This window comes from Streptomyces poriferorum (assembly GCF_019399235.1).
In the GTDB taxonomy this organism is placed as follows: Bacteria; Actinomycetota; Actinomycetes; order Streptomycetales; family Streptomycetaceae; genus Streptomyces; species Streptomyces poriferorum.
The window spans coordinates 1-17,458 of record NZ_JAELVH010000130.1; the positions used below are offsets into that span (position 1 = coordinate 1).

General features: G+C 71.1%; 15 protein-coding genes. 4 read left to right on the forward strand and 11 right to left on the reverse strand.

Going from position 1 to position 17,458, the window contains the following annotated elements; genetic code table 11:
* On the forward strand, positions 1–663 hold a 663-nt coding region (locus JGS39_RS22155), incomplete at its 5' end, for an MFS transporter (RefSeq protein ID WP_219571123.1).
* Between the two features lie 64 nt (positions 664–727).
* Positions 728–2,440: an aldehyde dehydrogenase family protein gene (locus JGS39_RS22160; RefSeq protein ID WP_219571124.1), complete on the forward strand. Its 1,713-nt coding sequence runs from the start codon at positions 728–730 to the stop codon at positions 2,438–2,440.
* Between the two features lie 95 nt (positions 2,441–2,535).
* Here the strand turns inward: JGS39_RS22160 and JGS39_RS22165 are convergent, their stop codons facing one another.
* The 4 genes from JGS39_RS22165 to JGS39_RS22180 all read right to left on the reverse strand — a co-directional run bounded on the left by JGS39_RS22165 (position 2,536) and on the right by JGS39_RS22180 (position 7,250).
* On the reverse strand, positions 2,536–3,837 hold the full coding sequence (locus tag JGS39_RS22165; protein WP_219571125.1) for a BNR-4 repeat-containing protein: 1,302 nt from the start codon (positions 3,835–3,837) through the stop codon (positions 2,536–2,538).
* A 220-nt stretch (positions 3,838–4,057) separates the two neighbouring features.
* Positions 4,058–5,365, reverse strand: a complete 1,308-nt coding sequence (locus JGS39_RS22170) for a sugar ABC transporter substrate-binding protein (RefSeq protein ID WP_219571126.1) — start codon at positions 5,363–5,365, stop codon at positions 4,058–4,060.
* A gap of 41 nt (positions 5,366–5,406) precedes the next feature.
* The gene (locus JGS39_RS22175) at positions 5,407–6,324 is read right to left on the reverse strand and encodes a carbohydrate ABC transporter permease (protein ID WP_219571127.1); all 918 of its coding nucleotides are present in this window, start codon (positions 6,322–6,324) and stop codon (positions 5,407–5,409) included.
* Complete coding sequence (locus tag JGS39_RS22180) at positions 6,324–7,250, reverse strand: carbohydrate ABC transporter permease (RefSeq protein WP_219571128.1); 927 nt, start codon at positions 7,248–7,250, stop codon at positions 6,324–6,326. Before JGS39_RS22180 ends, JGS39_RS22175 begins: the two co-directional genes overlap by 1 nt.
* A gap of 434 nt (positions 7,251–7,684) precedes the next feature.
* On the opposite strand from JGS39_RS22180, the gene JGS39_RS22185 reads away from it, so the two are divergent.
* Positions 7,685–9,985, forward strand: coding sequence for an FAD-dependent oxidoreductase (locus JGS39_RS22185; RefSeq protein ID WP_219571129.1), 2,301 nt, complete (start codon positions 7,685–7,687; stop codon positions 9,983–9,985).
* 64 nt (positions 9,986–10,049) lie between these two features.
* Here JGS39_RS22185 and JGS39_RS22190 read toward each other — a convergent pair whose 3' ends face one another.
* Positions 10,050–10,838, reverse strand: a complete 789-nt coding sequence (locus JGS39_RS22190; protein WP_219571130.1) for an IclR family transcriptional regulator — start codon at positions 10,836–10,838, stop codon at positions 10,050–10,052.
* 210 nt (positions 10,839–11,048) lie between these two features.
* On the opposite strand from JGS39_RS22190, the gene JGS39_RS22195 reads away from it, so the two are divergent.
* The gene (locus tag JGS39_RS22195) at positions 11,049–11,762 is read left to right on the forward strand and encodes a YwqG family protein (protein ID WP_219571131.1); all 714 of its coding nucleotides are present in this window, start codon (positions 11,049–11,051) and stop codon (positions 11,760–11,762) included.
* A 47-nt stretch (positions 11,763–11,809) separates the two neighbouring features.
* Here JGS39_RS22195 and JGS39_RS22200 read toward each other — a convergent pair whose 3' ends face one another.
* From JGS39_RS22200 to JGS39_RS22225, 6 genes are all read right to left on the reverse strand, one after another.
* Positions 11,810–13,339, reverse strand: a complete 1,530-nt coding sequence (locus JGS39_RS22200; RefSeq protein WP_219571132.1) for a glycoside hydrolase family 43 protein — start codon at positions 13,337–13,339, stop codon at positions 11,810–11,812.
* Between the two features lie 168 nt (positions 13,340–13,507).
* A complete protein-coding gene (locus tag JGS39_RS22205; RefSeq protein ID WP_219571133.1) occupies positions 13,508–14,740 on the reverse strand; it encodes a cytochrome P450 family protein in 1,233 nt (410 codons plus the stop codon).
* A gap of 12 nt (positions 14,741–14,752) precedes the next feature.
* Complete coding sequence (locus JGS39_RS22210) at positions 14,753–15,961, reverse strand: cytochrome P450 (RefSeq protein ID WP_219571134.1); 1,209 nt, start codon at positions 15,959–15,961, stop codon at positions 14,753–14,755.
* A complete protein-coding gene (locus tag JGS39_RS22215; RefSeq protein WP_219571135.1) occupies positions 15,958–16,584 on the reverse strand; it encodes a GTP-binding protein in 627 nt (208 codons plus the stop codon). Before JGS39_RS22215 ends, JGS39_RS22210 begins: the two co-directional genes overlap by 4 nt.
* Complete coding sequence (locus JGS39_RS22220; protein WP_219571137.1) at positions 16,562–16,888, reverse strand: DUF742 domain-containing protein; 327 nt, start codon at positions 16,886–16,888, stop codon at positions 16,562–16,564. Before JGS39_RS22220 ends, JGS39_RS22215 begins: the two co-directional genes overlap by 23 nt.
* Before the next feature lie 23 nt (positions 16,889–16,911).
* A complete protein-coding gene (locus tag JGS39_RS22225) occupies positions 16,912–17,340 on the reverse strand; it encodes a roadblock/LC7 domain-containing protein (RefSeq protein ID WP_219571136.1) in 429 nt (142 codons plus the stop codon).
* Positions 17,341–17,458 lie beyond the last annotated feature (118 nt).

Consider the following 17,458-nt stretch of genomic DNA (forward strand, 5'->3'; position numbering starts at 1 on the left):
CGGTCGCTGCCGGGCGCCGGGGCGGCCGCCCCCGTTCCGTACGGACGGATCCTCGCCACGCGCACGTGGATCGGGGCCACAGTCGCCTACTTCACGAGCTACTGGGCGGTGGCGCTGATGCTGGTCTGGCTGCCGTCCTACCTGCGCAACGCCCTCGGGCACCCGGCCCACACGGCGGCCGTGCTCATCGTCGTGCCCTGGGCCGTAGCTGCCGTGGCGCTGCTGGCCCAGGCCGGCATCACCGGCCGGCTCATGCGCCGCGGGGTCAGCAGCCGCCGGGCACGCGGCTGGGTCGGCGGATGGCTGCTCGCCCTGGGCGCGGCGTGCCTGCTGGCGCAGACCTTCGTGGACGGCTCCACGGGCAAGACCGTGCTGGTGGCCCTGGGATTCGGCCTCGGTGGCTCCTACGCCACGGTCGCGGCCACCACGGTCGCCGAACTCGCCCCCACCGGCCGGAGCGGCGGGGCGCTTGGCGCGATGAACGCGGTCGTCACGGCCGCCGGCCTCGCGGCACCGGCCGTCGTCGGCGCTCTCGTCGACGCCCAGGGCAACGACGGCTACCACCTCGCCGTCACGTTCTCCGGCGTGCTGCTCGTGATCGGAGCAGCGGCGTCCTTCCTGCTGATCGACCCGGCCCGCGACATCGCCCGTCTGGCCCGCTGACCCACACCGCCACACACCGGGCCGACGACCCTTCCGCCCCGCCCCCGCACCGAGGAGCCTTCCTGTGAGCGCCGCACCGGTACTCGACACCGCACCCCTGGACCACGCCGTGACCGCACTGCGCGAGGGCATGGAGACCTGGGCCCTGACCGGACCGGTCGAACGCATCGGCCTGCTGGAACGGATGCTGCCCCGCATCGCCGAAGGTGCCCCCGCCATGGTCGCCGACGCGGCACGCGCCAAGGGCTACGGTGCCGACTCGCCCTGGGCCGCCGAGGACTGGGTCACCGCACCCTGGGCCCTGGCACAGACGGTGAGCGCGTACCTCCACGTACTGTGCAGGCTCGCCGACGGGCGGGACCCGGTTCCGGCCCGGTCCGTCCGCGACCGCGGCGGGCGCACCGTGGTCGACGTCTTCCCCGCCACGGGCACGGACCGCCTCCTGCTCAGCGGCTTCTCCGCACAGGTGTGGACCCTGCCCGGCACCACGCGCGAACAGGTGCTCGCCAGTGCGGCGGGCGCCTACCGGGGCAGCCCGGGAACACCCGCCGTGGCACTCGTGCTGGGAGCCGGGAACGTAGCGGCCATCACCCCGCTCGACATCGTGCACAAGCTGTACCTGGACAACCAGGTCGTCATCGCCAAGATGAACCCGGTCAACGACTACCTCCGGCCGCACTTCGAGAAGGTGTTCGCGGAGTTCGTGGATCGCGGATGGGTCCGCTTCGTGGACGGCGGCCCCGCCGAGGGCGCCTACCTGACCGCGCACGAGGGCATCGACACCATCCATGTGACGGGCAGCGAGCGCACGCACGACGCCATCGTCTGGGGCACGGACGAGCAGGCACAACAGCGCCGCATCGACGACACCCCCCTGAACGACAAGCCGTTCACCAGCGAGCTCGGGGGAGTGAGCCCCTGCATCGTCACCCCTGGTCCGTGGACGGACGCGGACCTCCGCTTCCAGGCGGAGCACATCGTCACCAGCAAGATGAACAACTCAGGCCACAACTGCGTCGCCAGCCAGATCCTCGTGGTGCCGCGGGACTGGGACGGAACCGAGCGACTGCTCGACGAGATCCGCCGGGTCCTGAGCGAACTCCCGCCCCGCAGCGATTACTACCCGGGCGCTGCCGGACGGCTGTGCGACGTCGTCGACGCGCACCCCGGGACCGAGTTCCTGGCGGGAGCGGCCTGCGGGGCGCTCGTGCCCGACATCACGCGCCCGGACGATCCGATGCTCACCGACGAGGTGTTCGCCAGCGCACTCGGAGTGGTACGTCTGGAGGGCCGGGACCCGGCCGATTTCCTGCGCCGGGCCACCGACTTCGCCAATGACACCCTGCCGGGCACTCTGGGCGCCACCCTGCTGGTCCACCCGCGTACCGAGCGCGCACACCGCGACGCCGTGGACACCGCGATAGCCGAACTGCGCTACGGCACGCTCGGAGTGAACTGCTGGTCGGCGTTCGGCTTCCTCCTCGGATACGCGCCGTGGGGGGCGTTCCCCGGGCACACCCGCCAGGAGATCGGCAGCGGAATCGGCTTCGTGCACAACGCCTTCATGCTGGAGGACGTGGAGAAGACGGTACTCCGGGCCCCCTTCGCCCCGTCTCCCCGCGGCCTGTTCAAGGGTTCGCCCTCGCTGTCCCCGCGCCCGCCGTACTACGTCACCAACCGGACCGGCCTGACGACCGTGCGACGGCTGACCGCCTTCACCGCCGCCCCGAAGCTGTGGAAGCTGCCCGGCATCTTCCTGTCGGCGCTGCGGGGCTGAGGCCCCGGAGACAGAGGGCCCGGAGGCGCTCGGCGGTGCCGAGCGCCTCCTTTCACCGATCCGAACGGGGCGGCCCGGCCCCGGCGCTGCCGTGCTCAACGCACCCCGTAGTACAGCGAGTTGTGCGCCGTGTCCGGCAGGTACAGCACGTCGTTCCCGTCCGAGTCCCTCCGCACCGCCAGCCGGTCCGCGCTCACGCCCGGTGCGGCGGACTGCGAGGTCCATGTGGTGCCGGGGCGGGTCGCGGCGAAGACGCGGTCCGTGCCGGAGGTGGTCACGTAGTAGACGCGGCCCGCCTCCGTCGCGTCCCAGGTGATCCCGAGGGCCGCGGCGGTCTGGCCGTCGGCGTACACGGTCTGGCGGAGCCAGTCGCTGCCGCTCGGATACGCGTAGTAGACGCGGAAGTTGCCGCCGCTGTCGGCCGAGCGGTAGCGGTAGGCGACCTTCGGGGTGGAGCCGTCGAGGGTGAGCTTGGCGCTCTGCACCGCCGGGCCCGTGTAGGCGTTGTCGATGCTCCACTCCTCGCCCGTGGTGAGCTCCTGGATCACATCGGACGTGGCCGGCGTCACCGGAGTGGTGACGGCCCCGCCCGCGCTGTCCGCGAAGGCGCCGGTCGCCGGGTCGTAGCGGAGGTAGGAGAGCTGATGCCGGAACGCGGTCGCGGGTGCCTTGGCCCACTCGTAGAGGAGGTGTACGCGCCCGGCGGCGTCGACCGTCAGGTCGTCGGGGTACACCGAGCGGTTCAACGCGACGGCGAACGTGGCGACCACGCTCCAGTGCGACGCGGCGTTGTCCCAGCGGTACAGCTTGCCGGGGCGCTGGTCGGAGCCGGCGCCGACGCGGGCGGCGAGGTACAGGTCGCCGTTGGGGGCGGTGGTCACGACCGGGTACGTGATCGCCTCGCCCTGGTCCGGCAGTTCGGCCGAGTGGTCCGTGACTGCCCCGCCGGGGGCCTCGGTGCGGAAGTAGCGCCAGGGGTTGGCGTGCATGGAGGTGAACACGTGGAGGCGGCCGCTGCCGTCGCGTGCGACCGAGGGCTGGTTGTGGCCGTTGTCGTCGGGGAACTCGGCCTGCTGCCCGTTCGCGGCCAGCAGCGGCAGCCGGCTCCACACGCCGTCCGGGTCGCGGCGGGCGATCGCCGGGCGGTGCGTCGCGGCCGTCGCGCCGGGCTCGTTGAAGGCGAAGTACGTGTACTGGCCGCGGCCCTTGTACGTCGCGGCGGGCGTCCACCAGGCGGCCTGGTTCGACGAGTCCATCGTGTACGGAACCTTCTCGATCACCGTCGCCGCGGCCGCCGCGCGGTCCGTGCCGGCGGCCTGGGCGGCCGGACCGGGCGTGAGCAGGGCGGCCAGGGCCGCAGCCGAGGCGGCGTACGCGCGTGCCGTGGGACGTCGCAAGGTGAACTCCTTCGCGGGCGGGATGGTGGGGGCACGGGAGCGACCCAAGGAGTCGGCCCGTCCCTCCGCTGCGCCGGAAATTTACAACAGATCCCACATGCTGAATAGAGATTGCACAATGAGGATTTGACATACCTGAGAGGGAAGGCGTGTGCGGACGGCGAAGGGCCCGGTGAAGGCTGATCCGCCTTCACCGGGCCCCGGGCCGCCGCGCGTTGTCTCAGCGCTTGATGAGCGCGGCGACCTCCTCGCCGGCCTTCCTCATCGCGTCCTTCGGCTTCGACTTGCCGACCAGGACGGCCTGGACCTGCTTCGCCACGGCCTCCTCGATCTGCGCGTTCTGCGCGAACTGCCAGAACGGGCTGCCGGTGGCCGTCTTGGTGATCTTCTCGGTCCACTCGGTGGTGAACGTGTCCTGGGCGACCTTCGGGTCCGCCAGGCCCGCCGTGGTGGACGGCGGCAGGGCGCGGGACGTGAAGTACTCGGAGGTGGTCGCGAGGTCGGAGGTGGTGTGCAGGGCGAACTCCGTCGCCGCGTCCTGGCCCTTGCCGTTGACGATCGCGATCACGCCGCCCCACAGCAGCGCCTGCGGCGTGTCACCGGAGCGCAGCACCGGACGCATCATCGGCTGCATGGCGTCGGCCAGCGTCTTGTCCTTGGACTGGGCCGCGGTCACGCCCTTGCCGATGACGGCGTCGTCGTAGAAGGCTGCCTTGCCCTGCCCGAACAGGGCGCGCGCGTCGAAGCGGTCCACGTCGGCGGCGATTAGCTTCGCGTCGTGCAGCTTCTTGTACCAGGTGACCGCGTCGACGGAGGCGTCGTCGCCGATGGTGACCTTCTCGCCGTCCATGAGCGTGCAGCCGAAGGTCTGCATCCACGGGAAGATGTCCTTGAGCTGCGCGACCTTCGTGGCCGCGGCGTAGGGCACGACCCCGCCGCCGAGCCCCTTGATCGCCCGCAGCGCGTCCTCGAACTCCTCGACGGTGGCGGGGTGCTTCTTGATGCCGGCCTTCGCCAGGAGCTTGGAGTTGGCGATCACACCGATCGAGCCGGTGTTCCACGGCAGGCCGTACTGCTTGCCGTCGTACACACCGCTCTTCAGCGCGACGTCCGTGTAGCCGCCCTTCGGGGCGACGGAGCCGAGGTCGGCGAGCTTGCCCATCTGCGCCACCGCGGCGAGCCACGCGATGTCGAGGTGTATCGCGCCGGTGGTCTCACCGCCGCCGAGCTTGAGGGTGAGCTGGCTGAGGTACTCGTTGTACGGGTACGAGACCGCGCGGACCTTGGACTTCTCGGCCTTCTCCCAGGCGGCGATGATCTTCTCGATCGCCGGTCTGGCGGCCTCCTCGTTGAGCGACCAGGAGGTGAAGTCGAAGTCCTTGGACTTCGTGTCGCCTCCGTTGGAGGCGCTGCCGGAGTTGGACGGCGACGGCGCGCAGGCACCCAGCGCGCCGACGCCGGCCATACCGAGCGCGCCGATACCGAACATGCGCAGCGCGCCGCGGCGGCTGATGCCAGAGGTGGTCATGGTGACTCCATGGGAAAGGGCGGGAGGGGAGGAGCGGGGGGCTACTTGACCGAGCCGGCGGTCATGCCGCCGACGAGGTAGCGCTGCAGGAACATGAAGGCGACGACCACCGGGATGGACACCACCAGGGAGGCGGCCATCAGCTCGGGCCAGGCGGCCTGGAACTCGCCGATGTAGGTGGAGACGAGGCCGGGCGGCAGGGTCTGCTTCTCCTTGTCGGCCAGCGTCACCGCGAAGATGAAGTCGTTCCAGCCGCGGACGAAGGCGAACAGTCCGGCCGCGATCATTCCGGGCGCGGCCAGCGGCGCCACGATGGAGTGCAGCGTCCGCCACCGCGAGGCGCCGTCGATGGACGCGGCCTCCAGGAGGGCGTCCGGGATGGTGTCGAAGATGCCCTTCAGCATCCAGACGCACAGCGGCATCGTGAAGGTGGTGAAGGACAGCACCAGCGCGGTGTACGTGTTCAGCAGGCCGAAGCTGGAGAAGACCGCGTACAGCGTCACCAGCAGGAGCGCCTGGGGGAACATCTGGGAGGCCAGCACCATGTGCATCAGCGAGCGCCGGCCGCGGTAGCGGAACTTGGAGAACGAGTACCCCATGTACGTGGCGACGACCACGCTCAGCACGGCGGTGATCGAGGCCACGACGAGCGAGTTGATCATGTACTTGATCAGCTGGTCGTTCTCGGCGAGGGCGGTGAAGTTGCTGAAGGTGATGTGGGTGGGTATCAGCTTCGGCGGGAACTGGAACGCGTCCTCGGGGCTGCTCAGGGCGGTGGCCAGCAGCCAGTAGACCGGCAGGAGGCCGAAGGCGCCGATCACCAGGACCGCGGTCCAGGCGGCGATCCTGGAGCGGATCAGGTCCTTGCGCATCCGGCGCCGCGAGGTGTTCCCGGCGGACATGGCGGACTGCTTCAGCCGGCCGGTGCCGGACAGCGGGGTGGAGGTCGTGGAGGTCATCAGGCGTCGTCCTTCCGCTCGGTGATCCTGAGGTAGACGACGACGAGGAGGAGCAGGAGCAGCATCCACAGGCCGCCCAGCGCGGTCGCCCGGCCGATGTCGAAGCCCTTGAAGGCGGTCTGGTACACCGCGGTCGCGAAGGTCTCGGTGGCGCCGGCGGGCCCGCCGCCGGTGAGCACGTAGATGGTGTCGAAGTGCTGGAAGTTCCAGATGAACTCCAGGAGCAGCACGATCGAGGCGACCCCGCGCACCTGGGGCCAGGTGACGGCGAAGAAGCGCCGGATCGAGCCGGCCCCGTCGATCGACGCCGCCTCGTGCAGTTCCCTGGGCACGGTCTGCAGGCCGGCCAGGAGCATCACCATCATCCAGGGGAAGCTCGCCCAGGTCTTGGTGACGATGACGGCGAGCATCGCGGTGCCCGGCTGCCCGAGCCAGGACACCGACTCGTCGATGATCCCGGTGTCCATGAGGACGCCGTTCAGTACGCCGTAGTTCGCGTTGAAGATCCACATCCACAGGAAGGAGACCACCACGCCCGGGATCACCCACGGGAACAGGAACAGGCCGCGCATGAAGCCGCTGCCCTTCAGGCCCGAGTTCAGCGCGAGTGCGAGGGCGAACCCGATCACGAAGGGGACGAGCGTCGCGCCGACGGTGAAGACCAGGGTCTGCTTGAGGATGGTGAGGAACTCGCCGTCCAGCCAGTAGGTGAAGTTGTCGAGACCGACGAACTCCCGGCCCGGAAGGCGCAGGTCCTGCTTGAAGAAGCCGGTGAACAGGGCCGATACCAGCGGATAGATGATGATCGTCGCGAAGAGCGCGATCCCCGGTGCGGTCAGCAGCAGTGCGAACGCGCCGTTGGAGAGTCGTCCACCGGTCCGCTCACGACGTGGAGCGGCCTTCCGTGGAGGTGCGGCCGTACTCATGGATCAGTCCTCTCGAACGGTGCGGGAGCGGTGGTGCGGGGCGTGCCGCGGCGGCTGCGCTCCGAAGGGCCGGAGGCGAAGCGGCCGGACGTGAGCCGTGAGCCGCGCCGTCCCGTGCGTCGGCCGAGGCCCTGTGTGAAGGTCATGCTGCCGCATCGAACGCAAGTTGCAGCATGCGGGATCGTTCTCCATATCGTGCGAAGGCGTCAACCCTTTTGGGCGGTGAATCGCCGGTTCTGTGCAGCACCGACGACGCTGTTGACCTGCCGTGAACTCGAACGGTAGCCCTCGCCGACGGCATCGTTGGCTGCGCCGGAAACTTACAACACATCCCACTGACTGAACAGTGGTTGCACAATATGGATGTGATGTACGTTCGGGGTCGCTCCGCTGCGGCGGAGAGAATCCGTGCTTCACACCGAGGAGGCCGCCCCGTGCGGGAAGAAGAGGTCCATTACGACATCGCCGTCATCGGCGGTGGCCTGGCGGGGACCTGCGCGGCCATCGCCGCGGCCCGGCTCGGCCGGCGCGTCGCCCTGGTCAACAACCGGACCGTGCTGGGCGGCAACGCCAGCAGCGAGGTCCGGGTCTGGGTCTGCGGAGCCTCCGCCCACGGGGTGCACCGCTGGGCCCGCGAGACCGGCATCATGGGCGAGCTGTACACCGAGAACCAGTACCGCAACCCCGAGGGGAACCCGTACTACTGGGACCAGGTGGTCCTCGACGCCGTCCGGGCCGAACCGAACATCGACCTGTACCTCAACACGGACGTACGCGAGGTCGACGCGAGCGGCCCGGAGGACGCGCGCGAGGTCCACTCCTGCACCGGCTGGATGATGGGCTCCGAGCGGCGCATCACCTTCCACGCCCGGCAGTTCCTCGACTGCACCGGCGACGGCCTGCTCGGCCACCTCGCGGGCGCCCGCTACCGCATCGGCCGCGAGGCGCGCGCGGAGTTCGGCGAGCCCTGGGCGCCCGAGGAGGCGGACGAGGCGCTGCTCGGGTCGACGATCCTCTTCCACACCAAGGACCTGGGCCGGCCGGTGAAGTTCGTGCCGCCCACCTCCGCCCGCGACCTCACCACCACGCCCATCCTGCGCAACCGTGTGCTGCGCACCGGCGACAACGGCTGCGACTACTGGTGGGTCGAGTGGGGTGGCGAGCTCGACACCGTGCACGACAACGAGCGCATCCGCGACGAGCTCCAGTCCGTGGTCATGGGCATCTGGGACCACATCAAGAACTCCGGCGAGTTCCCGGACGCCGAGAACCTGACCCTGGAGTGGGTCGGCAGCCTCCCGGGCAAGCGCGAGTACCGCCGCTTCCTCGGCGACCACGTCCTGAGCCAGCAGGACGTCCTGGAGCAGCGGCAGTTCGACGACCGCGTCGCGTTCGGCGGCTGGTCCGTCGACCTCCACCCCGTGCAGGGCATGTACGCCGACGAGCCCGGCGCCCGGCAGCGCTACGCGGACGGCATCTTCCACATCCCGCTGCGCTCCCTGTACTCGGTGAACGTCACGAATCTGATGTTCGCCGGGCGCAACATATCCGCCACCCACATCGCGTTCGGCGCCACCCGCGTGATGGCCACCTGTGCCACGCTCGGCGAGGCCGCGGGCACGGCCGCCGCACTGTGCGTGGCCGAGGGCATCGGCCCGCGCGAACTCGCCGCGACCCGCCCCGAGCTGGTGCGCCGCGCCCTGCTGCGGCAGGACGCCTCGGTGATCGGCCTGGCCGACGACGACCCCGGCAACCTGGCACTCACGGCCCGGGTCAGCGCCTCCTCGTACCTGAACCGTCTGGCCGCGGAGCCGGCATCGGCCGCGCCCGGCGACCCGTACCCGCTCACCCGCGACCTCGCGCTGCTGCTGCCGGCCGACCCCGTGCTCGACACGGTCGACCTGCTGGTCCACGGCGCCCCGGACGGACGGTCCAGTGAGCTCACGGTGGAGCTGTGGAGCACCGGCCGCCCCGAGAACGCCGTCCCCGCCGACCAACTGCTGACCACCGCGGTGACCGTGCCGGCCGGCGGCCCCCACTGGGTCACCGCCCGCCTCGGCCACCGCCCGGACGCCCCGGAGAACGTCGTCCTGATCGTCCGCGCCTGTCCGGGCACGGCGCTGGTCCTCGTCCCCGTGCGCACCGACGGCGTTCTCGCGCTGCGCAGCCGGGCCGAGGGCGATGTGGCCGTCGACCACGACATCCCCGAGGAGGACGGCCAGCCGGTCCTGGAGTGGCAGGCCCGCGGCCTGCGCCGCCGGAGCTTCGGCTTCCGCGCCGCCCCGGAGACCGAGGCGTTCCTGCCCGAGCGGGCCGTCGGCGGATTCCAGCGCCCCTACGGCGGGCCGCAGATGTGGTCGTCCGGGCCGCTGGCGGACCCGGAACGGGCCGGGCAGTGGCTGCGCCTGGACTGGGACGGGGAGCGGCAGCTCGGCGAGGTGCGGGTGGTGTTCGACGACGACGTCGACGAGTACCTCAACAACCTGCACCGGCACCGCACTCCGTTCGAGGTCATGCCGGAACTGGTCCGCGACTACCGCGTCCAGAGCCGTGAGCCCGACGGCGCCTGGCGCACGCTGCTGACGGTGACGGACAACCGCCGCCGCCACCGCGTGCACGGTCTGCGCGGTGCGGACGGCGGCCCGGTGAGCACCGACGCGCTGCGGCTCGTGGTGGACGCGACGCACGGGGCGCGGCACGCGCACGTGATCGCGTTCAAGGCGTACGGCGCATAGGCGCGCGACGCGAAGGGGCCCGTCCAGGTCGGCCGACCTGGACGGGCCCCTTCGCGCCGGTGGCTCAGACGGCGCCCAGCGCCTGGCTGATGGCGTCGGCGGCCTCGATGACCTCACGGGTCAGTGCGAGCCGCTGCCCTTCCTCCTCGGTGTGCCCGCCGAGGAGGGAGGTGGGGCCCCACAGGGAGATGGCGGCCACGACGTCGCCCGAGGAGTCACGGACCGGAGCGGCGAGGGAGGCCCGGCCGAGAGCCCGTTCCTCGGCTTCGACGGCGTAGCCGGTGCGGCGGACGGTGTCGATCTCGGCATCGAGGAGATCGTGGCTGGTGGTCGTGTAGTCCGTGTGCGCCGCCAGCGGTTCGGGCAGCAGCGTGCGGCGCTCCTTGGGTGTGAGCCCGGTCAGGAGGCACTTGCCGATGCTGGTGGCGTGCAGCGGGGCGGTGTGTCCGGCCTGGGTGTACGACTTCGGGGCGCGCGTCCCCTCGAAGTTGCACAGGAACATCAGCTCGGTGTCGCGGCGGATGGCGACGTTGGCCCCCAGCCCGGTGCGGGTGGCGAGGTCCTGGAGGACCATGCGGGCGGCGCGGTGGACCGGGTGCCGATTGGTGGCGGTGGCGGCGAGGGGGAGGATGCCGAGGCTGAGCCGGTAGAGGTTGCTGACCGGGTCGCGCTCGACCATGTCGAGGCGTTCGAGGGTGGACAGCAGCCGGGAGGTGGTGGAGGATCCCAGCCCGGTGAGTTCGGCGACGTCGGAGACGCGTAGCTCGGCGCGGCCCGAGTCGAGTGCGCGCAGCACCGAGACGGCTCGTTCGACGCTCTGGTTCGTCCCGGCGTCGGTCGCCCGAGTAGCCATGACCCTCCTCATTTTGCAAGTCGCTTGCACTATCTGCATCAGCATATCGCGTCGGCCGGAGCGGCGGCTGCGGAATCCATGGAGGGGGCGGGCGCGGGATGCCGCCCGTTCCGGCCTTCCAGGACGGGCCGGACATCATGTCCAGGTCCGTCGCCGCCGGCCCTGATCGCCCGCGATCGGGCTGTCACAGGGCGGCTCTAGGGTGAGCGGATGACTGGACAGGACGCAGGGAATTCGCGGGCGGCGCTGCCCGCGCACGCCATAGAGGTCGGAGCCGTGCCGCTGGACCGGCCGGCGCGTGACTCCATGGGCGGCCGGCCGTACCTCGATCCCGGGCAGGAGTGGCCCGTGTGCTTCTGCGGGGAGAGGCTGGCCCTGTTCTTCCAGCTCGATGTGCCCCCGGACCTGGAGCCCTTCGGCGGGGATCACCTGCTGGTGTTCCACTGCGGTGCGCACAACGAGGCGTCCGATGCCGAGTTCGCCGGCGGGCGGCTCGTGCCCCGGTACTGGGACGCTCCGCAATCGCCCTACCCGGGGCCCTTCTGGCGCATTCTGCTCCAGCGGCGGGCGGACCTTCCGGCCGCCGAGCCCGAACCCTCCATATGCGCCCTGCCGTTGACACTGAGGCCCTTCGATGACGTCCCCGACTCGCGCGGCATCGGCGCCCTGAAGTTCAAGCTGGGCGGTACGCCGTCCTGGGCGCAGGGCCCCGTTTCCTACACCTGCGCGTGCGGCGCCGAGCTGGAATACCTCTGCCAGGTACCGGAGAACATGGAATTCGCGGTCCATGCCGACGCGCCCGAGCAGCCCTACAGCGTGGGGGCCGACACCTACGGGATGTTCCTCGGCAACGAGGTCTACCTGATGGCGTGCCCGGCGCACTGCGACCCGGCGGCGGTCTGGCCGGAGGTCCAGCACTACTGAGCCGGGCAGCGGGGGCGGGCGCGGAACGCGCGCCCCTGTCCCCGGCGTCAGGCCGGGCGCAGGCCGAACCAGTCGAAGGCCGCGCTGCCCCGGGTCGCGTACATGCCGACAACGCGGCCGGTGAAGCCCCCGGCGACCTCAGTGGTGAGGTAGCGGCCGTCGAGAGCGGCCAGTACCTCGAAGCCGCCCTCGGCCGTCTCGTAGCCCAGGTGGAGGGTGTCGGGCGCGCCGATCCGGAGGCCGGGCGGGGCCACCGCCTTCGGGTCCGTCACGGACGGAGGCAGGGTCACCTCGGTGGTGACGTCGATCCGCAGGGTCAAAGGGCCCGGCTCCACCGTGCGTTCGGCCACGCTGTGGCACAGCGGGCCGATCCTGGCGACGACGTGGACCGTGCCGGCGCCGTCCGTTTCCACCCGGTAGTGGTGCGCCTCGTCGAGCCGTACGACGAGCCCGCCCAGGCCTCCCGGAGCGACGTCGATCCGCGTACGGGCGGTGCAGTCGGGATCCTGCTGGCGACGCCCCACGAAGAGCGCTCCCGGCGAGTCGAGGCTGTCCGCGCGGGCGTGCAGCACCAGGTGCCCCGGCCGCTCGTCCAGGCGGGCGGCGGCCGGGTCGTGCCGCCTCAGCGACACCCAGTGCGGTGCGAGTGCGGGGGAGTCGAAGTCGTCCCGGTTCGCCTCCCCGGGCCACGGGTGCGGCGACAGGGCCGGGGCTTCGGCGCGCAGGTCCACCGGTCCCGGCAGCGGCCAGCCGTCCTCCCAGCGGACCGGCGCCAGGAACGTCTCCCGGCCCAGGCCGTGGTACTTCGGGGTGTCGCCGCGGGGCCGGGTACCCAGCAACACCATCCACCAGGTGTCGTCCTGCGCCTGTACGAGGTCACCGTGGCCGATGTTCTGCACGGGGTGACCGGTGCTGCGGTGGGAGAGCACGGGGTTGTCCGGATGCGGTTCGAACGGCCCCGGCAGGCTGCGGGCCCGGGCCACCGACAGCGCGTGGCCGCGCTCGGTGCCGCCCTCCGACAGCAGCAGGTACCACCAGTCGCCGATCCGGTACAGATGCGGTCCTTCGGGGTATTGCAGTCCGGTCCCGGACCACAACGCCACCGGCTCGCCGAGCGCCCGGCCCGTCTCCGGATCGATGCGCACCCCGTGGATCCCGTCGTCCGAGTACACACACCAGCAGGTGCCGTCCTCGTCCCAGGCCAGGTCGGGGTCGATGCCCGGTATGCCGACCGGCACCGGGTCCGACCAGGGGCCTGCGGGGTCCTTCGCGGTCACCAGGACGGTGCCGGCGTCGGTGACCACGGTCGTGATCATCCAGAACAGCCCGTCGTGGTGCCGCAGGGTGGGCGCGTACACACCGCACGAGGCCGGGACCGACTCCGGCAGCTCCAACTGGTCCGGCCGGTCCAGCGCGTGGCCGATCAGCCGCCAGTTCACCAGGTCGCGGCTGTGCCACAGGGGCACCCCCGGCACGTACTCGAAGCTGGACGTCGCCACGTAGTAGTCGTCGCCCACCCGGCAGATGCTCGGGTCCGGACTGAAGCCGGGTATCACGGGGTTGTCGAAGAGCGCCATGTTCGTCCCAGGGTGTGGCCGGGTGGCGGGAACGGCTGCCCGCCGCACCGCCACGATCGTCGAAGCGCTTCGAAAGTGGCACGGAGGCAGGGCGCTGTCAACGGTCGCCGGGTGGGGGCTGTGCCCGTTCGGCCCCCACCACTCGGACGGTGGGGGCCGGCGGCAGGGTCAGCCGGCGGCCGGACGCAGACGTACCGGGAGGGTCTGGTGACCGTTGCTGATCAGGGAGGGAAGCGGCTGCAGTTCGGCCGCGGGAACCGCGAGTTCGGCCTCGGGGAACCGCTCGAAGAGCTGCTGGAGCGCGGTCGCGATCTCCAGGCGGGCGAGCGGGGCGCCGAGGCAGAAGTGCACGCCGTGACCGAAGGCCAGGTGCTCCTTCGTCGGCCGGGTCACGTCGAACAGATCGGCGGATTCCCCGTGCAGGCCGGGGTGGCGGTTGGCGGCGGCGTAGGAGGCGAGGATCGCCTCGCCCCGGGCGATCTTCTGCCCGTCGGGCAGCGGGATGTCCGCCAGGGCGAAGCGCATGGGCAGGTGCTTGACGGCCGGTTCGTGCCGCAGTGTCTCCTCGACGACGCTGTTCCAGTCGGCGCGCCCGGCCCGCAGATGGGCGAGCTGCGCCGGATCGGCCAGCAGGGCGGTGATGGCCTGGTCGATCACGTTGACCGTGGTGTCGTATCCGGCGGAGACCATCAACAGGAGCGTGTCGCGCAGTTCGTCGTCCGTGAGGGCGCTCCCGTCCCCCTCGTCGTCGCGGGAGGCGATGAGGAGCGAGGTCATGTCGTCGCCGGGATCCGCGCGCTTGGCCGCGATCAGTGCGTTGAGGGCCTCGTACAGCGCGGCCGTGTTCGCCGTGGCCTGCTCGACCGTGAGGGTCGTGTCGAAGACACCGTCGACCAGGGTGCGGAAGCCGTCGAGCTGGTAGTCGGGGACGCCCATGAGCTGGCCGATCACCGCGATCGGCAGCGGGTAGGCGAGGTCCTTGCGCAGATCGGCCACCTCGCCGGCCGGCCGGGAGTCGAGATCGTCGAGAAGCGTGGCCACGACCTTCTCGACCGATGCCCGCAGGTCCTGGATGCGGCGGGCGCTGAACGCCGGGGCCACCATCCGGCGGAGCCGCCGGTGGTCGCCCCCGTAGGCGGTGAACATGTTGCTCACGGCGACCCAGAGGGCGAGGGGCCAGGTGGCGACGGTCTCCGCGAAGGCCGGCCAGTGGGCGCGGGCGTCCTTGGAGACCTCCGGGCTGGTGAGCAGTTCCTTCAGGAGCGCCGGGTCGGTGACCGACCACGCGGTCACCCCGAGGACGTCCACACGGGTGGCCGGACCGCGGTCGCGCAGGGCCTGGTACTCGGCGTGGCGGTCGGAACCGGTGGGGTCGAGGACGAGTACGGGCTGATCGGACATGGTGTCTCTCTTTCAGCGAGCAGCGGAGAAACGGACGGGGAGGGATTCCAGGGCGCGGTGGAAAGGGCCCGGACGCCAGCGCAGTTCAGCGGCGGGGACGGCGAGATCCATCTCCGGCAGGGCGTCGAGCAGACAGGTGACCGCGGTCTCGGCGATGAGGTACGCGTGGGAGCGGGCCGGGCAGGTGTGGGGGCCGATGCTCCAGGCCAGGTGAGCACGGTTGCCCGAGATCCCGGCAGGTCCCCGGGTGAGTTCGGGGTCGTTGTTGCAGGCCGCCATGGAGATGACGACGGGCTGGTGGGCCGGGAGCAGGAAGCCGTCGATGTCCGCGGGGAAGGGGGGATAGGTGATGCAGTAGTTCGCCATCGGCGGGTCGGTGTACAGGACGGTGTCGAGCGCGTCGCGCACCGTGGACCGGCCCGCGTGGAGCCCGGCGGAGAACTCCTCGTCGGTGAGGATCTTCAGCTGGGTGTTGGCGATGAGGTTGGTCAGCGGCTCGATGCCGGCGCCGTAGAGCGTGACGAGCTGGTGGCTCATCTCCTCGTCGGTCAGCGACGCCGGGTGGGCCAGGAGACGCGAGGTGATGTCGTCGGCGGGATCGCGCCGGCGCAGGGCGACGAGGTCGGCGAGGGCCTGGCCGAGGATCTGGTTGCCCTGATGAGCGTCGGTCGTGTTGAAGATACGCGCCATGCCGTCGGCGATCCGGGACCCGATCTCGTCGGGGCAGCCCAGCAGGGCACTCAGGATCCGGAAGGCGATCGGCCAGGCGTACTGGGTGAGCAGATCGGCGCTGCCGGTGGTGACGAAGTCCGCGATGGACTCCGCGGCGACCCTCTCCACCTGGGCACGCAGGCGGTGCTGGTCGACGGCGTTGATACTCGCGGTGTTGGCCGACCGGTAACGGGCGTGTTCCGTCCCGCCGTTGCGCAGGGCGTTGGGCCGCCACTCCATCATCGGCCGCACGGGGCACGAGGCCGGCACCTGCTGCTCCCAGACGCGCGGGTCCGGCGGAAAGTACATGGGGTCGTTGAGGATGCGGCGGGCCTGGAGGTAGCCGATCACCAGCGTGGCCGGGATGCCCGGGGCCAACTCCACTGGCACCAGGGGGCCGTAGGTCCCGCGCATCCGCTCGTAGGCGGCGTGCGGGTCGGCGGCGAAGCCCGGCTCGTACAGCGAGACCCTGCCCGGTGCGACCGTGGGCACGGAGCTGGTGAAGGTCATGAGGTGGGCTCCAGGGAGAGGGCTGCACGGTGCGAGATCAGGTACTCCGTGAGCGTGATCAGGGCATGGAGGGAGGACGTACGGTCGCGTGCGTCGCAGGTGATCAGCGGCGTGTGAGGTTCCAGGGCGAGGGCCTGGCGCAGTTCGCCGAGGTCGTAGACGGGCGCGTCGGGGAAGGTGTTGATCGCGACCGCGTACGGGATGCCCTCGCCCTCCAGCAGGCTCAGAGCCCCGTGGCTCGCGTCGAGGTCGCGGGTGTCGGCCAGGACGAGGCAGCCGAGTGCGCCCTGGGCGAGGTCCTCCCACAGGGGCTGGAAGCGGGCCTGTCCGGGTAGTCCGAAGAGATACAGGGCGAGGGCGCCGCCGCCCAGGTGGATGCGGCCGAAGTCCATGCCCACGGTCGTCGTGCTCTTGCCCGGTGTGCCGCGCAGATCGTCGATCCCGGCACTGTCCTCGGTGATCGGCTCTTCCATCCGCAGCGGCCGCACCTCGGACACGCTGCCGATGAAGGTCGTCTTGCCGACGCCGAACCCGCCGGCGATCACGATCTTGGCGGACCGGGTCACCGTGGCCGGCACGTACGCGACGGCCTCCGTTGTGTCAGACCAGTTCTCGCAGTCCATCAAGCACCTTCTGCAGGAGGTCGTTTTCGGGCTGATCGTTCACAGCGGCCGCCGGGCCGGCCAGATGACCGCTGTCCATGAGGGAGGAGACGAGGATCCGGATGGTGGAGGGCGGCAGCTGCAGCGCGGCGGCGATGTCAGCGACCGCCAGCCCGCCGTGGCCCACGGAGAACAGGCTCATCACCCGCCGGGCATCGGGCCCCAGCTCGCCGGTGGGGCCGGGTGCGGCGATGACCACGCTCTCCAGGAGGACGCTCCGGTGCGGGCGGACCCGTCCGCCCGTGCGGACGTAGGGCCGCACCATGTCGGGGTCACGCCGCGGACCGGTCATACCGCGGTGCCCCCGTCCGGCTGGAGGACGGGCCTGCGCTCCGCGGTGCCGAGCTGCTCCCCCAGACGCACCACGAGCAGGGCCATGTGGTGGCTGATCAGCCCGACGTCGGCGTGGGGTCCCGTCGTGACGACCGAGAGCATCGTGTTCTGACCTGCCGCCGTCGTCAGGCCGATCCGGTCGACGCTCTCGATCAGCTGCTGGCGCACGCCGTGCCCGCCGGTGAAGTCGTCCCACGCCCGGCCCGAGGCCCGCAGCGAGGCGGTCAGGGCGGCCAGCTTCTCTCCGTCCTCCTGACCGATGGTCGCCGTCCGGGCCTTGAGCAGACCGTCGCCGCTCATCAGCACGGCGTACCGGACGCCTTCCACGGATCCCAGCTGCTCGTCCAGTAGCCAGCCCAGGGCGTTCGAGTGGGTGTCCGACATGTTCAACGTCCTTCGTCAGTGCTGGCGGTGTTCTGGTCGTCCCGGCTGCGGCGGCTGCCCGCCATCCACGCGGCGGCCACGGCGGGGGTACCCGGCTCCACGGCAGCGGGGTCCGGCC